This is a genomic window from Aquirhabdus parva (assembly GCF_003351745.1).
Lineage (GTDB): Bacteria > Pseudomonadota > Gammaproteobacteria > Pseudomonadales > Moraxellaceae > Aquirhabdus > Aquirhabdus parva.
Genome location: NZ_CP031222.1, coordinates 3,366,112 through 3,390,573, shown reverse-complemented (window position 1 = coordinate 3,390,573; position 24,462 = coordinate 3,366,112). Strand labels below are relative to the sequence as shown.

Below are 24,462 nucleotides of genomic sequence, written 5' to 3'. Positions count from 1 at the left end.
ACCCGGGTAATATTGACGACATAATTTTATACGGGTAATATTATTCTGCTCACTGTGATTCTTGTATGCGCTATGCTTGCAAGGCGCCGTAAAATTTTTGTCTTAGGAATCGTGTATGACCTCCCTCTCATCTGCTGCCCCGTCTGCACCCAAGCCTCTGTGGCGTACCTATCTGGTTATTTTAATCCCCATGATGCTGACCAATGTCCTGCAGGCCAGTGCTGGCACCATTGACACTATTTATCTCGGACAGATGATCGGGGTGAATGCCTTGGCTGCGGTCTCGACATTTTTTCCGATCTTCTTTTTCTTATTTGCGATCATAATTGGTTTGGGCTCGGGTACGACCGTACTCATCGGTCAGGCTTGGGGTGCCAAGGATTTGGAGAAAGTCCGTGCAGTCGCTGGTACGGCACTATGCCTGATGCTAAGTCTGGGTTTTGCCATCAGTATGGTGGGCAGTGCGTTTGCACCGCATTTGATGCAACTACTCGGCACACCGGCTAATATTCTGGTTGATGCCACGCGCTATGCACATTTGATGCTGTTGGGCATGCCGGTCATCTTCTTGTTGTGGCTGATGACATCCATGAGTCGCGGGGTGGGGGATGCCGTGACGCCACTTTGGGCACTGGTACTGACGACGTTGATTTCACTGGTGCTCACTCCTGCATTCATACGTGGCTGGTGGGGATTGCCTCACTTAGGCGTGATCAGCGCAGCGGCATCCACTCTGATTGCCTCGGTGATTGGGATTGCATGGATGATGTGGCATTGGCACCGCAAGGGACATCCGCTGGCCTTCAATGAGGCGCTGTTGAACTGTGTACGGGTGGATGGCGTGATCGCGCGCAAAATCTTGAGTATTGGGCTACCCTCCTGCTTTCAGATGCTCACCATGGCTGTGGCAGAGGTTGTGCTATTGGGTTTGGTGAATCGTCATGGCTCAGAGGCAACGGCCGCTTACGGCGCGGTGAACCAAGTGATGAGCTGGATTCAATTGCCCGCCATGTCGCTGGGGATTTCCGCATCCATTCTGGCATCCCATGCCATTGGGGCGGGGAACGGTCATCGATTGGGTGCCATCGTACGTACTGGTTTGGGATTGAATCTGGTCATTACGGGCTTTTTTGTCGCGTTGGTTTATCTGCTGGCTCCGACCATCATCGGCTTGTTTATCATCGATGCTGCTGTGATTCAGATGGCGCTGACCTTACTGCATATCGTGGCATGGAGCGTGATTGTGCTGGGATTGGCGACGGTCTTGACGGGAACCATGCGCGCCAGTGGCACGGTGCTCCCGCCAACTGCATTGGGGGTGTTTGCTATCCTGTGTATTGAGCTGCCCGTTGCCTATGTCTTGAACGCGCGAATTGGCATTGAGGGGATTTGGTACGCCTATGCGTTGACCTTCGTGGCGATTTTCAGCTTAAACGCCCTCTACTACCGATTGGTCTGGCGTCATAAACAGATTGCACGCCTGATTTAAAGAGTGTTCTGATGTAGCCCCTGTATGTGTGGTCATGCAGGTGGTCGCCATAAGCGCGTATGCTGGCATATACTCATGGCAATCCTTCATTGATCTGGGGTGGTGCCTTGCGTGTAATCGAGTTGCTCATATGAATCCTCACGACACTGTCACGCGTTATGAAGGGCTCTTGCGAACGGGGCAGTGGTTTGCACAATTACCTGCGTCATTGCAAACTGGGTTGCTCGATGCCGCCACAATAGTACATCTGCATGCGGGGCAAGTGTTGTTTGAGCAGAATGATACGGCACATGGGCTGTATGCAGTAATCTCGGGCTGCATCAGTATCAGTCGGCAACGTGCCGATGGTAAAGAAGCGCTACTCACCCTGATGGAGTCCCCACATTGGTTTGGCGAGATCACGCTGTTTGATCGCATGAATCGCACCCATAATGCGGTTGCTCTTGGCGATACCGTGCTGATTCATATCCGCGGTGAGCTGCTGGATCAGCTCTTGGCAAAAGAGCCGCACTATTGGCAGAACTTCGGACAGTTGCTTACCGACAAAATTCGTTTACTGTTGAATCAAGCCGAAGATCTGGCACTGCGTACTACGGGCCAGCGTCTGGCGAATCGCTTGGTGTACTTTGCTGAGAATGCCAGCAATCGTAGTGATCGCAGCCGTCGCATCATCCCGATTCCGCAAGAGCAATTGGCGATGATGCTCTACCTCACTCGTCAGACTACCAACCAACTGCTGAAAGACTTGGAGCGACAAGGCTTGATTAAATTGGTCTATGGAGCAATTGAGATTTTGGATATTGATGGGCTACGAACATTTGCCGACCCGCCGTCGATCAGCAAATAGCGGCAATTGTCGGCTATTTGACAAAGCACAGCCTGCAATTGATTTAAGATAATCCTAACAACAAATCGCTACGCGAATAACGTGTCTATGAGCATCCTCGAAGCGGTTGCCTATGGACGAATAAAAAAGCCAGCACATTCACATGGAGTATTACATCATGCCCGCCATTAAACTCAATGCAGAATGGTCTAACCTGATGCAGCAATACAAAGCAGACCATCAAGACCCTCGCAATCAACGCTGCCACAGTATTGGCATTCCTCTGATTTTGGCCTCATTGCCGATTGGTGCGACAGTCATCGGTCTGCCGATTGCGGTTCCGCTGTTTACCGTGGGTTGGGGTTTTCAGTTTGTTGGTCATTATTTTGAAGGCAAAAAACCTTCTTTCACCGAAGATCGCCGTCAGTTATTGGTGGGTGCACTGTGGTGGGCGCAGAAGCAAGGCTTGAAGGTTGTGGAAACTAAAACTCCTGCCTAATCATGTGTTAGTTCCAGCGACGGATCGACATCACGACCAGTTAAGCCGAGTCACTTTCAAAGAGAGACTCGGCTTTTCTTTAAACCCAAAATAGATGATTAAAGAGACTTAATATGGCCAGAACACCGATTGCATGGCGTCCTACTGTTCCCACGGGTTATCGCGGTCCGTGTATTGCGCTGATCCATGGCTTGGCAGCAGGAAAACATATGGAGCGCCATTTGCTCAGTTTCTTGCGTGCCCATGGTTATCCAGATACCACGCTCTATAGCAACCACCTGTACCATGCACGGATCGCCAAAGATCTGGCGGTCGCCGCTAAAGCAGGCCGTCCGATTGTGCTGATTGGTTATAGTCAAGGCGGGATTCAGGTGGTCAAAGTTGCGCGTAAGCTGGGCGAGCTGGGTTACGCCAGTGATCTGGTCATCTCCCTTGCAGCGGGAGGTTTAGGCCGCTGGTTCCCAGCGCAGTGGGGGTTTGATATGCGCAAGATTCCCGCCAGTGTAAAGCGCTATCTGAATTACTTTGCCGCGAGTGATGTACTTGGCACTGATCGACATGTCGATGACAATTTGGCGCATGCTGAATCCGCAAAAACGCATTTGGAAAACATTCGCTATCCGCTGGAAGCGGGGGTGGACCATTTTGCAATCGTGCGCTGCTATCCAGCCAAACGGGTGCTCCCTGAAGTACAGACGCTGTTTTTGGATCGGCTGCTGACGGAGCTATCACAACTTGATACACAAGCCGAGTAAAGTCGGAGTAGACTTCAAAATCACGGTTGTTTGTCATATATTAAATTACAATTCTAAACTGCAAAATCCTGCGGGTGATTAGGGAATAATCATGAAAATTTGCATCTATGGTGCGGGCGCAATTGGGTGCTATATCGGTGGTCGTTTACGCGCTTCAGGCAGTCATGTGAGTCTGATTGGGCGTGCGCGGATCGGTGATGAATTGCGTCAGCATGGTCTGTCTCTATCGGATTATCGGGGGCAGCGGTGGCATGTAGAGCCGAATGCCATTGTATTTGCAACCGATGTGTCGGCAGCTCAGGATGCAGATCTGGTTCTCGTGACGGTCAAGTCGGCCGCGACTGCAGCCGCTGCGGCGGAGCTTGCTGATGTGCTGAAACCCAACGCGATCGTGATCAGTTTTCAAAATGGCCTGAGCAATACCGATGTACTGCATCGCGCTTTGCCCCACCATACTGTGCTAGAAGGCATGGTGCCGTTTAATGTGGTGCATGATGGGCATACCTTTCATCAAGGCTCCGAAGGCGAACTGGAGGTGCGTGAGCATGCGGGTTTATATGCCTTCCTCGCTGATTTTAAACGCGCAGGGCTCCCGTTGATCGAGCACTTCGATATGCTTCCGATCCAGTGGGCAAAGCTGTTACTCAATCTAAATAATTCTATCAATGCCTTGGCGAATCTACCGCTAAAAACTGAGCTGTCTCAACTCGACTACCGCCGCTGTCTGGCGCTGGCCCAGCGTGAGGCGCTGACTTTGCTTCGCGCCGCGAAGATTGAGCCTGCCAAGCTGACACCGATTCCTGCACACTGGATTCCACGGTTGTTGAATGTACCGGATCTGCTGTTTACGCGGCTGGGTGCCAAGATGCTGACTATCGATCCACAAGCTCGCTCATCCATGTCCGATGATCTGGCGGCGGGGCGTATGACAGAAGTGGATTGGATCAATGGTGAAGTCGTGCGCTTGGCGCAGCAGTTAGGCCGAGAAGCGCCAGTGAATGCGCGTTTGATCGAGCTCATACATCGTGCTGAACGCAGTGAGATTCGCCCGAGTTGGAAGGGATCGGAGTTACTTGCGGAACTGCTTATTGCAGGCCCGGGGACGGATCGACTTTAGAAAGCAGACTTGATCAAGAGCGGTTAAACCACCACAAACGTATTCAAATGTTCAGCAATGCGTGGATAGAGCTCACGCGGAATCTCAGGAATGGTTTTGCGCAGCATACGTTTGTAAATCGAGACCACCAGAGCAATGACACCATTTAAAGTTTTATCCACCACATAATTAAACTTCATCAGATCTTTTGGGGTGATGAACAGCGGCTTCATCGTTTCCTCTAATGCCCGCACTAACATTTCGATCACTTCGTCCAAGTTATCATTACTGCCATCGGCCAGTGAGCCGAGTACACGCTGTAAATCCGTGGCAAATTCTGGGGTGATGTTAAAGGCGAGATAGGGCTTGCTATCACCACTCAGCTCAAGCTGATGCATCATGGTGTAGTAGTGCTCAATTACGGGAGGGAGGCGATCGTTGGCAATATAGCTGCCGACCCACTGGATATAGTAGCGAGCCTTGGCTTTTACATCTTCCACTTTGACTTGCGTATCTTCGAATTTCAGCGAAGGGTTCATACGTGCCAATTCATCGAGCAACGTGACTAGACCTGAGTCGATCAGATCGCAGTTGGCTTCAATGAGGAGTTCCAGTCCGAGTTTTTTATCGGCATCAGTCACTTCTGTTCTGGTGCGATGATAGAGTCCTTCGAAGGCAATAGGAATATAGTCGCGCACGGTATTGGCAAAGTACGGTGGCTGGATGCTGCTGGCTTTCATCAAACGGGTCTGCATTTTTATATGATCCTAAAGCGAAGTGTTCATCTTTTATGTAGTCTAGATAGCGATGACGCCGATTTCTATGTGAAGTACTGTCTTTAGACGTCACATGTCTATCAATGGGTGCCTCATCATTCGAAATGCTATTCCAGACCTTATCCCTTCCTTGAGACGTGTAGATTTAGACATCGCGCTGAGATATTCGTGAGTAGAGACTTGCCGTATGGGCGATTGACGTCTTTGCTTGTCGAAAAAGCGCTGATTGATGGTCGAGTCTAATTGAGTTTTCATAACGAATCATTGACCTTAAAGCAGATCCTTGTGGCGCAAATGTCAGTGCAGATGCTCATTTTCAACCGAGCATTTGTAGGCACTTTATTGACCGAATGGTCAGTCTATTGTAGCGTTTACTCAAGGGATATCGCGTGTGCAAATGTAATTTGTGCAGTTTATACAGGGTTGATCACTGTATTCCGCTGTAATGTCATTGAAACAAGGTACTTTCAACCTCGTCGGCCCAGCTCAGCCATGCTTCTTCACTTTTGATTCCACGCCTTAAAGTCAAGTAAGGCATTTGAAACTCGCGGCGGCGCGCCACATCGGCTTGGATAAAAAATTGTTCTAATGCCTGAAACTTCTCGAGTTGCTGGCGATGAATAATGCGATGCTGCACGAGCTCCGCGCGGATGATTTCCAGATCTTGTGGCTGGGCGCCGTAAAGCTTGACCAAGAAGGCATCATTGATGCGTGGGGGACTGACCGGAATACGCATCCAGCCTTGTAGTGCGCTGATACCCAGCGATGTGATGGAGTAGACTTTGCGATCAGGCTTATCAGTCTGATGCTCCACGGTATATTCGAGCAACCCTTCTTCGCTGAGTTTTTTCAGTTCCAGATAAATCTGCTGATGACTCGCATTCCAGAAATTGCCGAGCGTTAGTTTAAAGCGCTGGGCGAGGTCATAGCCCGATCCGGGTTCTGAGCGTAGCAACACCAGAATAGCGTATTTAAGCGACATGCCTGCTTCCCATAAAAACGATTTTTAAAAGCCAAGTGATGCTTATTCATCACCGCAGCAAACTCATCGTAGTGATTCTAAAAGTGAAAGTTTAGAGACTCGTAAATATATATGCAAGATATTGCATATGGTGTTTACTTAATGTACATTTATATGCAAATATTTGCATATGGATTTTTAAGGATGAAACGGACAGGCAAGCGTTATCGCACGGGTCGTGCGGCCGAACATTATGATGTGATCGTGGTTGGTTCTGGGATGTCTGGTCTGACCACCGCGGCGCTGTTGAGTAAGGTGGGTCAGAAAGTCTGTGTACTGGAGCAGCACTATACCGCAGGTGGCCTCACCCACTCTTATGAAAACAATGGCTATGAGTGGGATGTGGGCGTACATTACATCGGCGAGGTGCATAAGCCCCACTCACCGATTCGCAAACTGTTTGATGTGATCTCTGATCAACAGCTCAAGTGGGCACCGATGGATGATGTCTATGATCGGGTGATCATTGGCGGTACGTCCTATGATCTGGTGCGTGGGCGCGATAATTTCAAAGCGAACCTGAAAAAGCACTTTCCAGACGACGCTCAGGCGATTGATGCGTATGTCGCGCTTGTCGATAAAGTCGCTAAGGCCTCGCCACTGGTATTTATGGACAAAGCGATTCCGAAGCTCTTAAGCCACGTCTATACCCGCTTTAAGTCACGTATTTTGCCGCGTGAAGCGATGATGCAAACGCAGACGGTGCTGGAGGAGTTGACCAGTAATCCAGAGTTGATCGGTGTGCTTGCTGCACAGTGGGGTGACTATGGTACGCCGCCGCAAGAGTCGCCATTCTTTATGCATGCCATGTTGGTCAAGCACTTCTTTGGTGGTGGGAATTTTCCGGTAGGTGGGGCATGGAAGATTGCCGATACCATTATTCCTGTGATTCGTGCCAGTGGTGGCGAGGTGTTTACCTATGCGCGTGTGGCAGAAATCTTGATCGAAAATAAGCGAGCGGTTGGCGTGCGTCTGGACAATGGCGATGTGCTGCGTGCAGATAAAGTGGTGAGTGCCTGCGATGTGCGCCTCACCTTTGAAAAGTTACTCTCACCCAACATCCAGCAGCAGTATGGCTTTGCCAAAAAGCTGAAGCAGGTTGCTCCTTCAAAAGGCTATCTCAACCTGTTTGCCGGATTCAAAGGGACCGCAGAAGAGCTTAATCTGCCGAAAACTAATCTCTGGGTTTATCCTTCGGCCGATCATGGGGGCAATATCGCACGGCATGAAGCGGACTCTGACAATGAATTTCCTGTGTTGTACATTTCATTCCCTTCTGCCAAAGATCCGGAATGGGATCAGCATTATTTGGGTAAATCGACAGTAGAAGTCGTGGTGCCTTCTTCGATGTCATTTGATCAATGGACGGGCACCACATGGAACCAGCGCGGTGAGGACTATGAGGCGGTGAAGGCACAGCTCAGTGAGCGGATTCTGGACGCCCTGTACCACCATGTCCCGCAGCTACGCGGTAAGCTCGACTACAGCGAGCTGTCTACACCGCTCTCAACGATTTGGTTTCAGAACAATACCTATGGTGAGATTTACGGATTGGATCACACCGTCGATCGCTTCAAACAGGACTGGCTCCGTCCACAGACGCCGATCAAAGGACTCTATCTGACGGGACAGGATATCCTAACCGCAGGGGTAACCGGTGCACTCATGAGCGGCTTGTTGACGACAGTGGTAATGCAGGGTTTAGGCGCCCACAAAGTGCTGAAGCTATTGAAATAGACAGCTTATCAACTAATCGTGTGCGGTATTGTCTTCGATACGGCGCACGCCTTTGATCCGTTCGATTTGCAGGCGTACACTGGAGAACTCTCGCTCTGAGAGGCGTGCAAACGAAATCAGAACTTCGTCGGTGTCGGGTTCATTTTCGCCCTGACGGACGACGAATTTTTTGATTCGTGAGCTGCCCAGCCCCAAAGCCAACTCAAGGGCATGAATGGTCATACTGCCTTCATCCACGATCAGATGCAGTTTGTAGCGCTGTCTGGATTCGAAGTACCATTTTTCCAAAGGCTTAAGACCCGCCAGAATAAACAGAATGATCAAGGTTGCGCTGATCGCAGCGACATAAAGCCCGCCGCCTATGGCAAGTCCTACTGCCGCAACCGACCATAAGCTAGCAGCCGTGGTCAGCCCTCGAATCACTTCACCACGCAGCAGGATGGAGCCAGCACCCAAGAAGCCGATCCCTGAAACCACTTGTGCCGCAACCCGTGACGGGTCGAGGATCACATGTGGATTATCCAGAATATCGGCAAAGCCAAAAGACGAGACAATCATGATCAGCGCAGACCCGACGCTGACCAGCATGTGAGTACGCAGACCTGCTGCCCATGACATGCGTTCGCGTTCAAAACCAATTAGACTCCCCAGCACAGCTGCAAGGAGCAGACGACAAATGAGTTCTGTTTGGCTGAGCATAGAAGATCCTCTTTAACTTAATAATGAGCATTTTCAATATAAAGCCGTGAGTCAGACCTGACAAATAAGCATGTGAGATAACTTATTTAAAAATACGTTAGATATGCTAGTATTTTTTGGCTTAAACCGATAAGGACATCCAGCAGGCAGCGTTCATGGCAATCCAACAAAAAATTGAATTGGTCGAAGAGATTCTGTCACCGTGGGCTGCGGTGATGGGGAGTATCTATACGGGTTATAAAAATCATGTCTATCGCATGATCAACTTCTGTTTACAGCTTCGCGATTGCACTCCTGAAGAACAGCAAAAAGTTTTTATCGCAGCCTGCTTTCATGATCTGGGTCTTTGGTCAGCGGGTACCTTTGATTATCTACCGCCTTCCGTTTTGGAGGCTCAGAAGTATTTGGGACAACATGGACTTGAGGCATGGCGTGAGGAAATTACGCTGATGATTGATTTGCATCATCAAATCCGCCCCTATAAGAGTATCCAATACCCTCTGGTTGAAGTCTTCCGCAAGGCCGATCTGATTGACGTATCGCTGGGCGTGATCAAGTTTGGCTTGCCCAGCGCCACCATCAAACAAGCCAAAGCGGCTTTTCCCAATGTGGGCTTTCATCGCTTTTTGGCAGGCGGGGCGACACAGTGGTTTTTAAAGCATCCACTTAGTCCGCCGCCGTTTATGAAGTTGTGAGAAGGAGGGGATTAAACCTCATGATCATCCAACTCCACCTTGAGCAAATGAATACGCTGCTCTGCCAGTTCCAGAACTGTAAAGCTCACGTTGCCACGCGCTACGACTTCACCAACCGTAGGCAAGCGACCGAGTTCATTCAGGATCAAACCTGCAACGCTGATATAGCCTTCATCATCCAGTAGATGGTTCGTGCCGAGCTCCTGCTCAAGTTGATACAGGTCGGCACTGCCTTTCACCAGCCAAGTATGCTCATCCTGCTGAATGACATCTGGGGTTTCATCTTCATCGGGAAATTCACCAGCAATTGCTTCAAAGATATCGAGCGGTGTAACCAATCCTTGTACCGAACCAAACTCGTTGGTGACAATCGCAAGCCCGCCTTTGGAGTTGCGCAGGATATTGATCAGCTTCAAAACCGGCATGGTTTCAGAGACAAAAATGGGGCGCTGATAACCCACCAGATCTGCGATATTCAAGTCATGATCAAGGATATCAATCAGGTCTTTGGCACGCACCACACCCACGATTCGATCCAGTTGATCGCGGCACACCGGAAATAGACTGTGCGGGGTATCCAGCAGTTGTTCACGAATACGCTCTGCAGTGCCATTGATATCGATCCATGAGATATCGGCGCGTGGGGTCATGATGGTGCGAATCGAGCGCTCACTTAAAGTCAGTACGCCACTGACCATATAGCGCTCTTCTTCATCAAAGGCGAGTGCTGGTGATGGATCATCAATGCTGGAAGGCGTTGTATCGCGGCGACCACCCATCAGGGTCAGGATCGCATCCGCCGTACGCGCACGCAGCGGCAGGGCATCGGTATTCTTGTTGAAATTCCGGATACGCCATTGATTGAGTGATTCAATCAGGATGGAGAAACCAATCGCTGCATACAGATAACCTTTCGGAATATGTAGACCAAAACCTTCTGCGATCAGACTAAAACCAATCATCAACAGGAAGCTTAAACACAGCATGACCACGGTTGGATGCTGATTGACGAAGCGGGTCAGGGGCTTTGAGGCAAGCAGCATGACGCCCATGGCAATGATGACGGCGACCATCATCACATAGATGTTATCGACCATCCCTACAGCGGTAATGACGGAGTCCAGTGAAAACACCGAGTCAAGGATGACGATTTGGGTAATGACCGCACCGATACCTGCATAGACGGGATTTTTATTCTCCACGTAGATCTTGCCTTCAAGCTTTTCGTGCAGTTCCATGGTGGCTTTCCAGACCAGAAACAAACCACCGAAAATCAGAATGAGATCTCGGCCTGAGAAGCCAAAATCAGCAATGTTAAATAAGGGGGTGGTCAGCTTCATGACCCATGACATAATCGAAAGCAGACCCAAGCGCATGATCAGTGCCAGCGCAAGACCGATACGGCGTGCTTTATCACGTTGATGCGGCGGAAGCTTGTCGGCCAAGATGGCGATAAAGACGAGGTTGTCAATGCCAAGCACAATCTCTAGAACGACTAAGGTGGCTAAACCCACCCAAATTGACGGATCCATTAGAAATTCCATATCGGACCTCTATTATGCATTGAGGTTTGATTGAGCATGAAATGGAATTTCTGCGTCTGTCGACTGGGAGGATCATTGTCCATGAGAAAATATGCCTATTCGATAAAGAAAAGAAAAATTTAAAAATTAGGCCTGATATCAGGCTCATATGTCCTTGATTGTCTAATAACGAAGGATTTATTTCTAGCAGGATTCATGACCCTGTCCGTAATGATATGTAAAAAAACAGCATATGACTCATGCACGGACTTGCCGTTCAGGCTCATTACAGCCTTATAAAAAAGACACCCATCACGCTGATGAGCAGCGGTAAATTTAATTTGTATTATTACAATTTATAGCATATATTGAATATATGTGTAATTAATTGGTCTGATGTTACAGACCCCACCAACGCTATAGTGGTGACTTTCCATGAACGCATCCAAATTAGAACTGCACCCCGATCCCCTCGCCAGTACCCATGAGGTCTTTAATCAGACACCACCGCTGGTGGATTACAACGCTTTTGAAGGAGATACCGCGCTGAAAGAGGCCGTGGTACGTGGTGGTGCTGCATGGGCGATCCCCAAAATATCAGCCCATGGCACACGGACTGGCAGCAGCGAGGTCATGGAGTGGGGCTATCTGGCCAACGAATTCAAACCGCAGTTCCATAGTCATGATCGCTTGGGCAACCGGGTCGATCTGGTCAAGTACCATGACGGTTACCACAACCTGATGGCGCTGGCGCTGGAGTCGGGTCTGCATGCAGAACCATGGATTGATCCTAAACCGGGTGCCCATGTGGCCAGAGCCGCCATGAATCTGCTGCAAGGTCAGGTGGATGCCGGGCATGGCTGTCCAGTGACCATGACTTTTGCGTCTGTGCCTGCATTAGCGGGTAGTCCATTGGCTACGGAATGGTTACCCAAGATTTTGACCAAAGGCTATGACCCACGCAATGTGCCGCATATGGAAAAACAGGCACTGACCATCGGTATGGGCATGACCGAAAAACAAGGCGGCTCAGATGTGCGTGCCAATACCACCCGTGCCTATGCACTCGGGGCTGAAGGTGAGGGGAAAGCCTATGAGTTGATCGGTCATAAGTGGTTTACCTCGGCGCCGATGTGTGATGCGTTTTTGATGCTGGCACAATCGGCTGGCGGCTTATCGTGTTTCCTCGTACCGCGTTGGCGTCCCGATGGCAGCAAGAACCCGGTGCAAGTCCAGCGGCTGAAAAACAAAATGGGCAATGTATCGAATGCCTCGTCTGAAATTGAATTACGCGGCGCACTGGGCTGGATGGTTGGCGCAGAAGGGCGTGGTGTTCCGACCATTATCGAGATGGTGGGGATGACCCGCTTTGATTGTATGGTCGGTTCCACCGCCAGCATGCGTCATGGCGTGGCTCAAGCGATTCATCATGCGGCGCATCGCAGCGCCTTTGGTGATCTGCTGATTCATCAACCCGCAATGCAGAATGTATTGGCGGACCTTCAGCTTGAAGTCGAAGGCGCACTCGCCATCACTATGCGTATGGCACAGGCTCTGGACAAGCCGAAAGACCCTTATGAAAAACAGCTGTTGCGCCTAGGACTGCCCGCAGGGAAATACTGGGTCTGCAAACGCAATCCTAACCATGCCTATGAGGCGATGGAGTGTATCGGTGGCAATGGGGTGATGGATGATTTCATCATGGCGCGCCTCTATCGGGATGCACCGATCAATGCCATCTGGGAAGGGTCAGGCAACGTACAGGCGCTGGATATGCTGCGTGCGATGGCCAAAACCCCAGAAGCCGTACAGGTCTGGTTTGCCGAATTGAATAAGGCTAAAGGCCAGCACGCCCTGCTGGATCAAAAAATCCTAGCGCTGCATCAAGAACTGACAGACCAAAGCGACATGCAATATCGGGCACGCCATATCGTTGAGCAGATGTCCTTGACGATGCAGGCCAGTCTGCTGGTGCAAGCGGGTAATGCTGTGGTGTCTGATGCGTTTATCCAGTCGCGTCTCGGCGCGCATGGCGAGCGTAACTATGGCACTTTACCGCGCGGCATTGATTGTGCCTATTTGATCAATCGTGGTAACCCGCTCACCGCGTGACTGCAGCCCTAAAAAGAATAAGGAAAACCACTATGAATCAGCGTACCGCAGTGACCTCACTTTTTAGTCGGGAAGAGATTGATCTCTTGACGAAAAAGTCCGATTGGATGGGTGCTTATGCTATTGGCTTTACTTGGTCGGTGATTGCACTGACCTTCGTCGGGCTGAGCCTTGCATGGCCTATCCTGAGTGGATTGGGTGTTTGGGGGGAAGTCGGTAAGGTGCTGGTTAGTATCCTCGCCTTGATTATCTTGGGGGGCAGACAACTGGCGCTGGGGATTCTTACCCATGATGCTGCACATGGCACCTTGTTTAAAACGCCATGGCTTAATGATCATTTAACGCAATGGCTCTGCGCGCGTCCCGTGTGGAATAACTTGTACAACTATCGCCCTTATCATTTAAAACACCATGCCAAAACTTCCACAATTGATGACCCTGATTTGTCTTTGGTCGCGGGTTTGCCGACGACTCAGGCTTCTCTACGGCGCAAGTTCCTGCGTGATATCTTCGGTGTGACAGGGCTGAAGTTTATTGTTGGTCGTATTCTGATGGATGTCGGTATCTTTGAATGGACCGTCACCAATGAGATCAAGCGCCTTCCTCAGGCGGGTCGTTGTTGGTGGTCCTATCCGCTCACGTTCTTGAAAAACAGCGGCGCGACGATCATCACCAATGGGATGCTGTTTGGGCTGCTGTGGTTATCGGGTCATCCAGCATTCTATCTATTTTGGCTGTTGGCCTATATCACGCCGTTCCCATTGTTTATCCGTATCCGCTCCATGGCAGAACATGCGGCGATGGAGACGACAACTGATGTACTCCGCAACACACGAACTACCGAGGCAGGCTTTATCGCGCGTGCGCTGGTTGCGCCGATTCGGGTAAACTTTCATATCGAACATCATTTGATGGCATCGGTTCCGTATTTTCGTCTGCCGCACATGCATCAGCTACTGCGTGCACGGGGTTATGTGCCCGCGCCACCGACTTATTTCGAAGTACTGAGAGTCATGTCAAGCCGTGAGGTTAAACCCATGGTTTAAAAACAAGAAAAGGGTCTTCATGACCCAAAATAAAAAAGAGGAAGCTTAGCGTTATGTTTGTTCGTTGTAGTGAAGTATTGTTATATGCGGCATTCGGTTTTTTGCTTTTTCTGCTCTATCAGGCTTTCGCCTGTCATCACAGACCTTTTTAGGGTGAATGTAGCTGGTCAGGGTTCTAATTCGGGATAAAGCCATTCTGGCGTAACTTAAGCCAGATGACTTTACCCACTTGATCAAAGTGACGCACGACGGCGAAGAATTGATTACGTACATCAGGATCAACCCAAGGTAGCGGCAATAACGGATCAAACACCACCTGATGAATCGCCGAGCGACCGAGGATCAATGATTCTTGGGCGGCGGTTTCCAGATCCAGTTGATCCGCATGCGCAATCCAGTTTTCCAGTTTTTTGCTTAACGCGGCGTAGCTTTTGGTTAGTGCTTTGCCATCCCAAAGTCGGTTAATCTGTGCCTCAACCGCCGTTTCAAAGTGATCCGATGTTGCAACGATGGCGGACTGCTCGAGTCCCAGATTACGCAGCTTTTCGATGATGGGATTGAGGTCAGTGCCGATATTATTGGGCCGGATATAGTAGCCTTTGTCCAGTTCGCGAAAACCGAGCATTTTCAATGCGCGCTCGCGGCGAACTAAAGCGGTGCGGTCGGTACGTCCCAAGGTTGCGGTAAAGACAGTGATATAGTCCCCGGTCCACTCTCGCACATTGCGGTCTATGGTGCGCCACGCGGCAATCTCTCCAGCCAACTCAATTGCATTCGGTCCCAGCTGATAGATCCCACGTTCGACACTTTTGATCAAACCATCTGCCAGTAAACGGGTTAATGCCACGCGCGCGCTGGTCTCACCAATCTGAAATAAACCACAGGCGGCAACGGCTTCTTTAGAGGTCAGCGGCTGACCGTCACCAGCGAGTAGAAGGTCAAGAATGAGTTTGCGTGGGGTAATCTTCATCAATGGCGTTAAAATATAAGAATATTCTCTAGCATAGCATAGCCGTGAAATTTGCAAATGCGTTGATGTTACGTGGCCAACCCCGCGCGGATTTAATATTTTTAACGACCTCAACTTTTAAAGGGTGAGGGTGTCGCCCAATTGCGGTATTTTTGTACAAAAATATTGCGTATTTCAAGGACTAGGCGTAGATTCGAGTCGATCTTGTGACAAATTTCGCATTAATAATAAGACTGGTGATGGATTTTTTTCTGCCATATAAGACGCGTTAATTTGAATTTCTGATCTGGCAATCACAGCTCCAGCAATTTATTAATTGGAAACTTGTCCTGTGCTTGAGATGACGGTGTTGCACCGCGCAATGGCTGTCCTCTTGAATCGGCTTTTTGAGCCATGGACTGATGGTGTTTTTATAATGATAAATTGACGGAGTATATTATGGATAAGTTCTGGTGGCTGACGCTTGGGCTGTTAATTGGCTGGATCATGCATTGGATTTTCAATATTCTGTTTTGTAAATGCAAATGCACCAATGAGAATTGCAGCAAGCACGGCACTAAAAAAAATACCCCCACTCCCTATAATCCGACCCCACGTTCTGATTTCAAACCCAATCCCCCAACCACGCCAACAGTCCTTCCTGTCGTGACGGATGCCGCATCTGAACCTCCTGTGGTTGCTCCCGTGCCAGCTGCCGCTGCTGTGCTGCCGACGCTTGCCGCTTTTCTCAACAAAGATGGCACCGATAATCTCCAAGTCATTGAAGGGATTGGCCCAAAAATTGGTGAGCTCTTGAATGCTGCTGGTATTCATCGTTTTCACGAACTGGCGACTACACCTGTTGCAACGCTTGAGGGAATTTTGAAAGAGGGCGGATCGCACTTTCAATTGGCCAATCCTGGCACATGGCCTGAACAAGCCGCACTCATTGCCAAAGGCGACGTTGCCGCATTTGAGCAATTGATTGGCGAGTTAAAAGGTGGCGTACGGACTTAAGCGTCCATCCAAGGCTCAGGAGAAATCAAATGCTTAACTATCATAATTGTTGTGAACCTGCGCGGCCTGCATGGTGCAATTGGGTACGCTGGATTGTGGCGGCCATTTTACTGTTGCTATTGTTACGCGGTTGCTGGATGCAAAAACATGAGGTCGTCCCCACTGTCGCCCCGACAACCGCTGCCGAAACCGCCCACGGGGTGTCCTTTACTTCCGAACTGAAGGATGGTCATCTGATATTAACTGGGGCAGTAAAGGATCAGGCGACTAAAGATGCAATCATTCAGGCTGCTACAGCCCAGTACGGAGCGGATCATGTGACGGATCAATTGACCATCGATGCTGCAGCAAGCAATCCCAGTATGGATCTCGGTAAACTGTTTGCATGGCAAAAATCAGCAGGAATTACCGGTATCGCGATTCATGACAAAACGGTGCTGCTGACTGGAACGGTCACGGATGATATTGCCAAAGTTGCTCAAGGGCAGGTTGCACAGGATTTATTTGGCGCAGCCTATCGCATCGATAATCAATTGCAGATTGCGGTAGTGAGCAATATGGCCAAAGACTCCGCGTGTGAGGAGACTCTTAAATCCAGTATAGAGTTTGCTTCTGGTCAGTCTGTATTGGCAGCCAAAGGCAAAGAGATTCTTGATCAAGTTTCGACTTGTTTGAAAGAAGGTCGTTTTGAGGTTGCAGGGCATACTGATAATCAAGGCAATGCACCTAGCAATCAGACACTGTCCGAGGCACGCGCAGCTAGTGTGGTGGCGTATCTTACGCGTAAAGGCATTGCTGCGGATCGTATGGTGGCTAAAGGCTATGGTCAAAGCCAACCGATTGCCAGCAATGACACGGCTGAAGGTCGCCAGCAAAATCGCCGTATTACCTTTGTGGCGCTGCCTTAGTTTGTTTCTACCCATAAAAAACACCCCGTGATGGGGTGTTTTTTTATGGGTGATCCGTCACATCTACGGTAGGAATTTGCATGTTAAGTGCAATGACATAACCGATAACGGCGCGTGCAGCTTCGATTTCCGTTGTGGGTGAAATGTAATTATCGCGATAGTAACCGTGCTTCATACAGGCAAAGCCAATGTCGATAGCCAGTTCTGCAACATCCGGTTTGGTGGGCAGATAGAGCGGGCGATCCAAAGACGCGAAAGTGTTGTGAATTTCCTGACCCACTGCATTCAGTGCAGACTTTTGCACCAAATGTGCGGCTCTGCTGGTGGATCGACCGAGCAACAAGATACTTGCTGCAGGAGTTTTATTATAAAAAACAGTTGCTTCATGAATGATGGCGACGATGACTTCTTGCCATGATTTATGACGGATGGTTGGCGTCAGTTGAATCAACAGCATCCGCAGCTCTCCTAGATAGAGCTTAGAGAGGTGGGTATACAGCACATATTTGCTGGGGAAAAACTGATAAAGACTGACTCTCGGAATCCCTGCTTCTTTGGCAATTTCAGAAATAGAGGTTTCTTCTGGGCCCAGACGCTCCAGCATGGCGACGGCCGCGGTCAGTGCTTTGGCGACGCGTTGTTGACTGCGTTCTTGCAAAGGCATTCTGCTCTCTGGCAATGGCTTTCCAACAAGTTCCTCTTCAGGCGTGTTTATAGACGTGCTTGTCTCTAAATCCGACACGTGTTATATTTTCCTAGAAATGCTACAGGTGTCGGATATTTTAGTTGAATCGGCATCAACAAGCAATTGAGGAAATCTCAGGCGTGACGGTATTTCAGAGATGCTATGAAAGTCCATTTGTGCATTCTGAAATATTTTCATCCAGATAAAAATGAATGGATTTTATGATCGGGCGTGATGAATCCGCCTAGAGGCTTGTACGTATGTCTACGATTGGTGAGGGAATTCAGTTTCCCCCTGTAAATAAAGGTCAACCCAGCTCAACCACAACCGGTAAAGCGATTGTTGCAATTGCTCTAGAGAGCAGTAATTTGAAAGCAGCAGAGGCAGTGCGCCGAGAGAGACAGTGGCGTAAACAATACCCCGTACATTTTCGGGCGTTGGTAGAGTCGGGCATTCGTTCCCCCAAAGCCGCGATTAATATTGCAAAGAGTGGTTTGGCAGAAGCCTGTAAACAATTTGTTTTTATCCGAAACCGTCAGCAGTATGCGTTGCCTGAAGCGATGCGTACATTCCAGACGCCTGCATTCAAAACCATCGAATTGCATGGTGCGGGAAGCCCGGTCGTTGCCGAATGGGTTGTCCCTTATCGTGGGGAAATGCTATATGGCGATCGCTTGCGTCAGCAGATCGGACTCTGGGAGCGTGATGGCATTGTTGAACCCAGCCATGCCGATGCGTTACGCCGTGTGCTGGATCATCCGGAGTGGCTCGATTTATCGGATCGCACCATGGTGCTGTTCGGTGCAGCCTCTGAGGCAGGACCGCTCACATGGCTTGCGCAGTGGCGCGCAAATATTGTTGCCATTGACCTGCCAAATCCCGTGGTCTGGGAGAAAATTGTCAAGACAATACAACGCGGTAATGCCAAGCTTTTCTTTCCTGTTCCGATCGATACTGAAGACAAACTGAGTACGAAAGTCAGCGATCTAGTCAAAATAGCTGGTGCGAATTTACTGACTCAGACTCCTGAAATTGCGACATGGCTTAAAGGATTTGATCAGCCGCTTGATCTGGCGGCAATTGCTTATTTGGATGGTGAGCGTCATGTCCGCGTGTCAATGGCGATGGATGCGGTGATGAGTGAAGTGAGTCGTGCCAAGTCGGACTCCAGCCTGATGTATATGCTGACTCCAACGGATATCTATGCGATTAACGCCGAAACGGCAAATGAGGCAAGAGACCGTTTTGGCAAGCGACCATTCGTGCGGCGCGTGTTAACCGATGCGATTCATGTCGCGTTGCTCAAGAATTTCTTTGTACCTAATACCGATGCGCTCATTCGCTCGGAAAATGGAAAGTCGTATGGGGTGGCAGATTGTCTGGTAATTGAGCAAGGACCGAACTATGCCTTGGCAAAACGCCTACAGCAGTGGCGTGCAACGCTAGCGCGTCATGAGGGTCAGCGTGTTTGCTTAAATGTAGCTCCGTCTACCATGACCCATTCAGTGATTAAAAATCCGATCTTAAAGTCAGCTTTTGATGGCGCCGATTTGTTTCAGGTCGAGGCCTTTGAGCCAGCAACGACCAATGCCATCATGGCTGCGATCTGGGTGCATGATCTGCGCTGTGTAGAGAGCGCTGCCAATCCTGCCAATCCTCTCGATCACCCTCTGGAGTTAATCAGTGAAAGTGCCAATCATGGCGGCCTCTGGCGTGTTCCTTACCTTGCCCGTAGCGCATTACCCTTTTCGGCGGTCTATGGCTGGGTGAAAGAAAAAGCCAGATTGTAATCAGATATCGGATATGAGATGACGCGTTGGCGTTAAATGCGATCATTTTTAGAGAAAGGTGGACAACCACGACATAGGAATGGCTTTTGGACAATTCATGAGCCATTAATAAGCAGCCCAAATCAGCGGGGAGACACTGCTGATTTGGGCCAAGCCGAGGTGATGTTGTTCTTATTATCTAGTTATTTTTATTAGATCTTTCTAATTGTTCAAAAAGCCCTTATTACCCTAGCGAGACTTTTTTGATTTAGCACCAGAAAAAATGGTGCAAAATTTTAGATGTCGAGCACATACGGCTCGTCATTCTGTACTGAGATGGGTTTATCCCAAATCATGTTTTGTTCCTGCACAAACAACACATTTGAAGACGTGCTCAAATGGGATTCTTCAACGGTATATCCGCGGTTATCATCATCCATCAAAAAACGCTCGTTCATCATGCTGCTCTTCCTAAAACTGAGCAAAACAATGAGGTTCATTCATCATTTTGCTCGATTGAGATCGGTCTTTATGCCAAAGGATTAATAAATAATCCTGCTGGCATTCTCCGCGAGTGCGGAAAGGGGCGTAGGAAACAAATGGCGGCAATGGACGTTATATTGAAAGGTCCAGAACTTATCCCACAAGTCACAGTACGCAAGGCAAATATAGCGAATCTGATCATACTGATCAGACGTGGCAGCCTGCATGAGTGCGTACCATAGATCATCCTCATGATCATCGTCTGCCGCTTCGGTACCATGGTCAGTGGTGACCCCATGGACGTGGTAATAACCATCGGCAACATGCCCGCCGATTGCTTTGACTGACTCTCTTAGCGGTGGGCTATAGAGAATGACTTGTTCTTCAGCCACCGCAAGCAGTGCAACAACGCTGTTGTAGTTGGGAAAGCTGAGTTCCAAAAAGTTGCGGACATCCGCAGCAATCTGACTGGGGATGTGATGCAGACGTTCACGATCCGAGACCCCTAAATCATCCAGCACTTTTTCAAAGAGTGGATAGTGCGCATAGGCCGGATTGCCCTTGTAATAGTTCGATTGGTCATAGCCCGGCTGAAAACCAAACTCATCTAAAACATTTAAGGTCAGCAAAAATCTTGCGGGCATTTTGCTGCCTGGGCTTAAGCGCGGCTCAAGCTGGCGTGTTTGGAACTGCGCCATGAGCAATGCATCCGTAAATATTTGTACGATTGCATGTCGGTATTCAAGGTGTATAGTCTTGACTGCTTCTAAGCTCAATAGACCCTGATTAAAGACATCAATAATCGGATTACTTGCTAAAGCATGTTGTTTTATTTCGGCTTTCAAGTCCGAAACGAATTGTTTATTAGAGGTCCAGACTGATGTCGAGACGCTTGCCCTCAACGCTTCAATAGCGTTTTTCCTTGGATCATCAACGATTATGGTCATATTTAATTTCTATCGATTAATAAATATTATGTGATGTGTGTCTAAACTTTGCGTAAGATTCAACCTGAAAAGGTTACTAATCTATACAGACCTGTCTGTCTCATACTATGTATAATTGTTATAGTATAGTCAACTGGTTTTTACGGTTATGAAGGATAAAAATTGAATAAAAAAACTAAGCAAGAAGACATTCTTGAAACGGCGCTACTCTTATTCTCGGAGCATGGCTATCACGCAGTCGGCATTGATCGGATCATTGCCGAAGCAAAAATAGCCAAGATGACGTTATATAAGTATTTTCCGTCTAAAGAATTGCTCATCGAAAGCGTTTTATTAAAACGCGACTCTTTATTACGTGCAAGCATTCTGGAAGCGGTGAATAAAGCTTCAGATCCCATTCATAAGCTCAAAGCGATCTTTGATTGGTACGAGGTTTGGTTTAAGAGCATCCAGTTTCACGGCTGTATGTTCATTCGTGCATCGGAAGAGTTTCCAGATGCCAAATCAAACATCAGAACGATTTCCCAAAATCACAAAATGTGGTTGACGGAGCTCATGCAGGAAAGTCTTGAGGAAATTGGCGTTGAATCGCCGCTGGAGGTTGCCTCGCATTTGTTGGTTATTCTGGATGGTCTGACGGTGAAATTAACGATGTTTGATAGCCCAGTGGTGAATCAGACCGAGATTGCATGGAAATATACCAAGCAGGTGATCGAAAGTAGTGTGAGTTTACCCAGTTAAGACCCGTTATAAAACTTAATCTTATCTGCTCAAATTCGGTGAGATCATCTTCTCATCTTAAGTGGGTGATAAGTCAACTGGATGTAGGCAAGGCATTGATAAAATGAAGATAAATTTAATAAAAAACAAGCATTGTCGATCTTTCTTTCTGCTTCCGATCGATGCGCATAAAGTCTTGCAAGATTGTGGCTGGTTGTTTGAAGCAGAGCAGCGCATCAGCCCCAATGTGGTGACTTTTCTTGAACAAGCGTTGTCGCTTTTGAAGCAAGAGTCACATCGCAGTCTTGATGTGTATCGGAGTGATGACATCAAAATGAATGTTTACTATGACGACAGTCATTTGATTGAAGAAATTTATATCCGTCTGTATGGCGAACGGAATTATGCATTTTTGCGAGAAGTTTTAGTGTCGACTGAACTTAAGCAGGCATATGGGGCAGCGGTATTTGACCCAAATCATACCTTGAACTCCAGGCAACCAGCGTGATTAGGGTACTTTAAAAAGAAGAGAACTTAATTAATGGATACGCTTGTTGTTCAGGCCATACCACAGCCTAGAGTTTATGCCGGACAGGACTTATCACCGCCCTATGTTTTGAATGGGCACTCTTTTATGCTGGGTTGCTCGCCGTGGCCGTCTCAGCCAGACTTGTTGTGCTATGAGCATACCTTTTATGGTCTGACCTATAACGTGGCACTTGAATCGCTAGATGATGTCAAACACTGGGTGTCGAGCATTGGATCAGATCGGATCCGACTGGTGAAAATGACGGATTCTAATTATTACGACGCAGCGGTGGATCATTTGAGCAGCGGCTATTGTTTAGAGTTACTGTGGGCGCATGGGGAACCTAATCGCGTGATCTATGCCGGACTCTCTGAGGACAGTTGGCTGTATCAGATGGATCTGCATAACAGCGGCAATGTTTTTGACGCGATCTTTGGGGTCATGCTTGTGGCTGTTGCGGACATTGCCAATGAGTTTGGCTTGCAGTTGCCGGATCGGTTTGTTTGACGCTAGTAAGGGTATGGATTGAGACCGATGGCTGACAGTTTAACTGCCAACCAGATTCGTCGTGTCAGCCTTGGTCTCTATGGCTGCTATCAGTGGTGAGTGGACGTCAAGCGATTGGCCCCGCCATATTTCTTCATTAACGCACGGCGTTTAGCCGGCAAAATGTTGGCTTTACTCAAGTCCCCTTTATAGTGTTCCACCACGCGTTTATCCATCATACGAAACCACAGGGCAGGGATATAAGCCGGTAGAATCATGGTTGCGTAGCCAGAAGGCAATTGCGGTGCATCTTCAAAATGCCGTAAAGCCTGAAAGCTCCGAGTCGGATGGGCGTGGTGGTCGGAGTGACGTTGCAATTGATATAAAAACAAATTGGTGACGATCTTATTGCTGTTCCAGCTGTGTTCAGGTTTGGTCCGTTCATATTTGCCATTCTGCTTGGCTCTAAGCAACCCGTAATGCTCAACATAATTAATCACTTCCAATAAGCTAAATCCATAGACCGCCTGAATCGCAATAAACGGAATCACTTTCCGACCAAAAATAGCCACGAGGGTGCTGTATAAGCCCGCAGTCATCGCCCAGCCTTGTAACAGCTCATTTTCCAGACACCAGAAGGTTTTGCCACGGCGTGCGAGGCGGTTTTTTTCGATCTCGATTGCAGATTTAAAACTACCGATCACGGTGCGTGGTAGGAAGCGCCAGAACGACTCACCCATTTGCGCACTGGCGGGATCTTCAGGGGTGGCAACCCGTTTGTGATGTCCATAGGGATGTTCGACCCGGAAATGACCATAGGCCGTCGGCGCTAAAACTAAATGCGACATGATTTGGTTGAATTTGTCGCTCTTATGGCTGTTCTCATGGGCATTGGTGATGGCAATACCGTTTAAGGCACCGACAGATATAGCGATACCGAGCTTGTCGAAAGCTGGTGTCTCTTTGCGGGTATACAGGTACGCACCGATAAACAGGGCCAGATATTGCAAGGGGATAAAGGCTTTAACGATGGTCGCATAGTATGGGTCGCGCTCAAGCTTGGCGACGATCTCTTCGGGCGGGTTATTTTTATCCTCCCCGATGATTCGGTCAAGGATGGGGATCACCACATGGATCGCAATGGGGCCGATCCACGCCAAGCCGCGCATTTTTTTGGGTACAACCCGATAAATGATCATCGCGCCCACCCCGATGACAGGTAATGCGGGGCTTAATAACCATAAGTAGCGTTTGGCATCAATCCAGTCTGATTGAGTCGGTTGTGGAGAGACTTCATGAGGGCTTTCGCTCGTCATCTCGTTAGGGCGACTGCTTTGTACATCATTCTGGATCAGGTCAATCGGTGTTTGAGAGTTCATCATTTTACCTCTGCTATCGCTGTTCATTGATCTTTCGCAAGACTGCCATGTCCACAGGTCAGGTCCTGTCGCGCTGAGTTCATTGAAAGTCCATTTTTAAAGTGCCGCTGATTGCTGAGTTGGCTTTGGATCAACAGGGCGATGACCCGATGCGCTATCAGGAGGCATGCAAGGTAGAAATCTTTTTTGGCAAGAAATCATCTCAATTTGATTAGAGCAAAAAAGCAGAAGGGTGATCTTGATCTGAATCAAGTTATCTTTTTATTGATAAATTTCAATAAACTGGATAGATCATCTGTCAGATCTGGACTAAGGA

Annotated in this window: 24 protein-coding genes; 15 read left to right on the top strand and 9 right to left on the bottom strand. The window is 48.7% G+C overall.

The features are described from left to right. Window positions 1-115: 115 nt before the first annotated feature. The 5 genes from HYN46_RS15355 (at window position 116) to HYN46_RS15335 (ending at window position 4,686) form a co-directional block, all read left to right on the top strand. Window positions 116-1,489, top strand: a complete 1,374-nt coding sequence (locus HYN46_RS15355; RefSeq protein WP_210009243.1) for an MATE family efflux transporter — start codon at window positions 116-118, stop codon at window positions 1,487-1,489. A 130-nt stretch (window positions 1,490-1,619) separates the two neighbouring features. Next, a complete protein-coding gene (locus HYN46_RS15350; RefSeq protein ID WP_114900203.1) occupies window positions 1,620-2,336 on the top strand; it encodes a Crp/Fnr family transcriptional regulator in 717 nt (238 codons plus the stop codon). A gap of 157 nt (window positions 2,337-2,493) precedes the next feature. Then, entirely contained in the window at window positions 2,494-2,814 is a 321-nt protein-coding gene (locus tag HYN46_RS15345) for an Mpo1-like protein (RefSeq protein WP_114900202.1), read from the top strand. A gap of 113 nt (window positions 2,815-2,927) precedes the next feature. After that, window positions 2,928-3,569 (top strand): lipase family protein, encoded by a 642-nt coding sequence (locus tag HYN46_RS15340; RefSeq protein ID WP_114900201.1) that lies wholly within the window; start codon window positions 2,928-2,930, stop codon window positions 3,567-3,569. Window positions 3,570-3,660: 91 nt separating this feature from the next. Then, window positions 3,661-4,686 (top strand): 2-dehydropantoate 2-reductase, encoded by a 1,026-nt coding sequence (locus HYN46_RS15335; protein WP_210009235.1) that lies wholly within the window; start codon window positions 3,661-3,663, stop codon window positions 4,684-4,686. A gap of 23 nt (window positions 4,687-4,709) precedes the next feature. Here HYN46_RS15335 and HYN46_RS15330 read toward each other — a convergent pair whose 3' ends face one another. Together HYN46_RS15330 and HYN46_RS15325 are read right to left on the bottom strand one after the other, a co-directional pair. Beyond that, window positions 4,710-5,420 (bottom strand): hypothetical protein, encoded by a 711-nt coding sequence (locus tag HYN46_RS15330; protein WP_114900199.1) that lies wholly within the window; start codon window positions 5,418-5,420, stop codon window positions 4,710-4,712. A gap of 469 nt (window positions 5,421-5,889) precedes the next feature. Then, the gene (locus HYN46_RS15325; protein ID WP_114900198.1) at window positions 5,890-6,423 is read right to left on the bottom strand and encodes a PadR family transcriptional regulator; all 534 of its coding nucleotides are present in this window, start codon (window positions 6,421-6,423) and stop codon (window positions 5,890-5,892) included. Between the two features lie 183 nt (window positions 6,424-6,606). Between HYN46_RS15325 and HYN46_RS15320 the strand changes: the two genes are divergently transcribed. Continuing rightward, window positions 6,607-8,199, top strand: a complete 1,593-nt coding sequence (locus HYN46_RS15320) for a phytoene desaturase family protein (RefSeq protein WP_114900197.1) — start codon at window positions 6,607-6,609, stop codon at window positions 8,197-8,199. A 12-nt stretch (window positions 8,200-8,211) separates the two neighbouring features. Here the strand turns inward: HYN46_RS15320 and HYN46_RS15315 are convergent, their stop codons facing one another. After that, window positions 8,212-8,898 carry an MgtC/SapB family protein gene (locus tag HYN46_RS15315; protein WP_114900196.1) on the bottom strand — a complete coding sequence of 229 codons (687 nt, stop codon included), beginning with the start codon at window positions 8,896-8,898 and terminating at the stop codon, window positions 8,212-8,214. Window positions 8,899-9,053: 155 nt separating this feature from the next. On the opposite strand from HYN46_RS15315, the gene HYN46_RS15310 reads away from it, so the two are divergent. Beyond that, window positions 9,054-9,593, top strand: coding sequence for a hypothetical protein (locus HYN46_RS15310; RefSeq protein ID WP_114900195.1), 540 nt, complete (start codon window positions 9,054-9,056; stop codon window positions 9,591-9,593). An 11-nt stretch (window positions 9,594-9,604) separates the two neighbouring features. On the opposite strand, the gene HYN46_RS15305 is transcribed toward HYN46_RS15310, so the two are convergent. After that, window positions 9,605-11,137, bottom strand: coding sequence for a TerC family protein (locus HYN46_RS15305; RefSeq protein WP_114900194.1), 1,533 nt, complete (start codon window positions 11,135-11,137; stop codon window positions 9,605-9,607). 414 nt (window positions 11,138-11,551) lie between these two features. Here HYN46_RS15305 and HYN46_RS15300 point away from each other — a divergent pair, with 414 nt between their 5' ends. Both HYN46_RS15300 and HYN46_RS15295 read left to right on the top strand, forming a co-directional pair. Beyond that, a complete protein-coding gene (locus tag HYN46_RS15300; RefSeq protein WP_114900193.1) occupies window positions 11,552-13,228 on the top strand; it encodes an acyl-CoA dehydrogenase family protein in 1,677 nt (558 codons plus the stop codon). 32 nt (window positions 13,229-13,260) lie between these two features. Then, window positions 13,261-14,274, top strand: coding sequence for a fatty acid desaturase family protein (locus HYN46_RS15295; RefSeq protein ID WP_114900192.1), 1,014 nt, complete (start codon window positions 13,261-13,263; stop codon window positions 14,272-14,274). A 175-nt stretch (window positions 14,275-14,449) separates the two neighbouring features. Here the strand turns inward: HYN46_RS15295 and HYN46_RS15290 are convergent, their stop codons facing one another. Continuing rightward, window positions 14,450-15,244 carry a PaaX family transcriptional regulator C-terminal domain-containing protein gene (locus HYN46_RS15290; RefSeq protein WP_114900191.1) on the bottom strand — a complete coding sequence of 265 codons (795 nt, stop codon included), beginning with the start codon at window positions 15,242-15,244 and terminating at the stop codon, window positions 14,450-14,452. A gap of 438 nt (window positions 15,245-15,682) precedes the next feature. On the opposite strand from HYN46_RS15290, the gene HYN46_RS15285 reads away from it, so the two are divergent. Next, window positions 15,683-16,240, top strand: coding sequence for a hypothetical protein (locus HYN46_RS15285; RefSeq protein ID WP_114900190.1), 558 nt, complete (start codon window positions 15,683-15,685; stop codon window positions 16,238-16,240). A gap of 29 nt (window positions 16,241-16,269) precedes the next feature. Further along, on the top strand, window positions 16,270-17,148 hold the full coding sequence (locus tag HYN46_RS15280) for an OmpA family protein (RefSeq protein WP_114900189.1): 879 nt from the start codon (window positions 16,270-16,272) through the stop codon (window positions 17,146-17,148). Window positions 17,149-17,191: 43 nt separating this feature from the next. Here HYN46_RS15280 and HYN46_RS15275 read toward each other — a convergent pair whose 3' ends face one another. Next, window positions 17,192-17,890, bottom strand: a complete 699-nt coding sequence (locus HYN46_RS15275) for a TetR/AcrR family transcriptional regulator (RefSeq protein WP_162818257.1) — start codon at window positions 17,888-17,890, stop codon at window positions 17,192-17,194. A gap of 203 nt (window positions 17,891-18,093) precedes the next feature. Between HYN46_RS15275 and HYN46_RS15270 the strand changes: the two genes are divergently transcribed. After that, window positions 18,094-19,623, top strand: coding sequence for a hypothetical protein (locus HYN46_RS15270; protein WP_114900187.1), 1,530 nt, complete (start codon window positions 18,094-18,096; stop codon window positions 19,621-19,623). A gap of 275 nt (window positions 19,624-19,898) precedes the next feature. Here HYN46_RS15270 and HYN46_RS17380 read toward each other — a convergent pair whose 3' ends face one another. Together HYN46_RS17380 and HYN46_RS15265 are read right to left on the bottom strand one after the other, a co-directional pair. After that, the gene (locus HYN46_RS17380) at window positions 19,899-20,063 is read right to left on the bottom strand and encodes a hypothetical protein (protein ID WP_162818256.1); all 165 of its coding nucleotides are present in this window, start codon (window positions 20,061-20,063) and stop codon (window positions 19,899-19,901) included. An 81-nt stretch (window positions 20,064-20,144) separates the two neighbouring features. After that, window positions 20,145-21,032: an iron-containing redox enzyme family protein gene (locus HYN46_RS15265; protein WP_228254830.1), complete on the bottom strand. Its 888-nt coding sequence runs from the start codon at window positions 21,030-21,032 to the stop codon at window positions 20,145-20,147. 162 nt (window positions 21,033-21,194) lie between these two features. Between HYN46_RS15265 and HYN46_RS15260 the strand changes: the two genes are divergently transcribed. The 3 genes from HYN46_RS15260 (at window position 21,195) to HYN46_RS15250 (ending at window position 22,788) form a co-directional block, all read left to right on the top strand. Further along, window positions 21,195-21,773, top strand: a complete 579-nt coding sequence (locus HYN46_RS15260) for a TetR/AcrR family transcriptional regulator (protein WP_114900186.1) — start codon at window positions 21,195-21,197, stop codon at window positions 21,771-21,773. Between the two features lie 103 nt (window positions 21,774-21,876). After that, complete coding sequence (locus HYN46_RS15255) at window positions 21,877-22,260, top strand: hypothetical protein (RefSeq protein ID WP_114900185.1); 384 nt, start codon at window positions 21,877-21,879, stop codon at window positions 22,258-22,260. A 33-nt stretch (window positions 22,261-22,293) separates the two neighbouring features. Further along, window positions 22,294-22,788 carry a hypothetical protein gene (locus HYN46_RS15250; RefSeq protein WP_162818255.1) on the top strand — a complete coding sequence of 165 codons (495 nt, stop codon included), beginning with the start codon at window positions 22,294-22,296 and terminating at the stop codon, window positions 22,786-22,788. A gap of 89 nt (window positions 22,789-22,877) precedes the next feature. On the opposite strand, the gene HYN46_RS15245 is transcribed toward HYN46_RS15250, so the two are convergent. Beyond that, window positions 22,878-24,083, bottom strand: coding sequence for an alkane 1-monooxygenase (locus HYN46_RS15245; protein ID WP_114900798.1), 1,206 nt, complete (start codon window positions 24,081-24,083; stop codon window positions 22,878-22,880). Window positions 24,084-24,462: the final 379 nt, after the last annotated feature.

Coding starts and splice junctions, on each gene's coding strand:
- HYN46_RS15355 (WP_210009243.1), top strand. CDS start 116: ATGACCTCCCTCTCATCTGCTGCCCCGTCTGCACCCAAGCCTCTGTGG.
- HYN46_RS15350 (WP_114900203.1), top strand. CDS start 1,620: ATGAATCCTCACGACACTGTCACGCGTTATGAAGGGCTCTTGCGAACG.
- HYN46_RS15345 (WP_114900202.1), top strand. CDS start 2,494: ATGCCCGCCATTAAACTCAATGCAGAATGGTCTAACCTGATGCAGCAA.
- HYN46_RS15340 (WP_114900201.1), top strand. CDS start 2,928: ATGGCCAGAACACCGATTGCATGGCGTCCTACTGTTCCCACGGGTTAT.
- HYN46_RS15335 (WP_210009235.1), top strand. CDS start 3,661: ATGAAAATTTGCATCTATGGTGCGGGCGCAATTGGGTGCTATATCGGT.
- HYN46_RS15330 (WP_114900199.1), bottom strand. CDS start 5,420: ATGCAGACCCGTTTGATGAAAGCCAGCAGCATCCAGCCACCGTACTTT.
- HYN46_RS15325 (WP_114900198.1), bottom strand. CDS start 6,423: ATGTCGCTTAAATACGCTATTCTGGTGTTGCTACGCTCAGAACCCGGA.
- HYN46_RS15320 (WP_114900197.1), top strand. CDS start 6,607: ATGAAACGGACAGGCAAGCGTTATCGCACGGGTCGTGCGGCCGAACAT.
- HYN46_RS15315 (WP_114900196.1), bottom strand. CDS start 8,898: ATGCTCAGCCAAACAGAACTCATTTGTCGTCTGCTCCTTGCAGCTGTG.
- HYN46_RS15310 (WP_114900195.1), top strand. CDS start 9,054: ATGGCAATCCAACAAAAAATTGAATTGGTCGAAGAGATTCTGTCACCG.
- HYN46_RS15305 (WP_114900194.1), bottom strand. CDS start 11,137: ATGGAATTTCTAATGGATCCGTCAATTTGGGTGGGTTTAGCCACCTTA.
- HYN46_RS15300 (WP_114900193.1), top strand. CDS start 11,552: ATGAACGCATCCAAATTAGAACTGCACCCCGATCCCCTCGCCAGTACC.
- HYN46_RS15295 (WP_114900192.1), top strand. CDS start 13,261: ATGAATCAGCGTACCGCAGTGACCTCACTTTTTAGTCGGGAAGAGATT.
- HYN46_RS15290 (WP_114900191.1), bottom strand. CDS start 15,244: ATGAAGATTACCCCACGCAAACTCATTCTTGACCTTCTACTCGCTGGT.
- HYN46_RS15285 (WP_114900190.1), top strand. CDS start 15,683: ATGGATAAGTTCTGGTGGCTGACGCTTGGGCTGTTAATTGGCTGGATC.
- HYN46_RS15280 (WP_114900189.1), top strand. CDS start 16,270: ATGCTTAACTATCATAATTGTTGTGAACCTGCGCGGCCTGCATGGTGC.
- HYN46_RS15270 (WP_114900187.1), top strand. CDS start 18,094: ATGTCTACGATTGGTGAGGGAATTCAGTTTCCCCCTGTAAATAAAGGT.
- HYN46_RS17380 (WP_162818256.1), bottom strand. CDS start 20,063: ATGATGAACGAGCGTTTTTTGATGGATGATGATAACCGCGGATATACC.
- HYN46_RS15265 (WP_228254830.1), bottom strand. CDS start 21,032: ATGACCATAATCGTTGATGATCCAAGGAAAAACGCTATTGAAGCGTTG.
- HYN46_RS15255 (WP_114900185.1), top strand. CDS start 21,877: ATGAAGATAAATTTAATAAAAAACAAGCATTGTCGATCTTTCTTTCTG.
- HYN46_RS15250 (WP_162818255.1), top strand. CDS start 22,294: ATGGATACGCTTGTTGTTCAGGCCATACCACAGCCTAGAGTTTATGCC.
- HYN46_RS15245 (WP_114900798.1), bottom strand. CDS start 24,083: ATGACGAGCGAAAGCCCTCATGAAGTCTCTCCACAACCGACTCAATCA.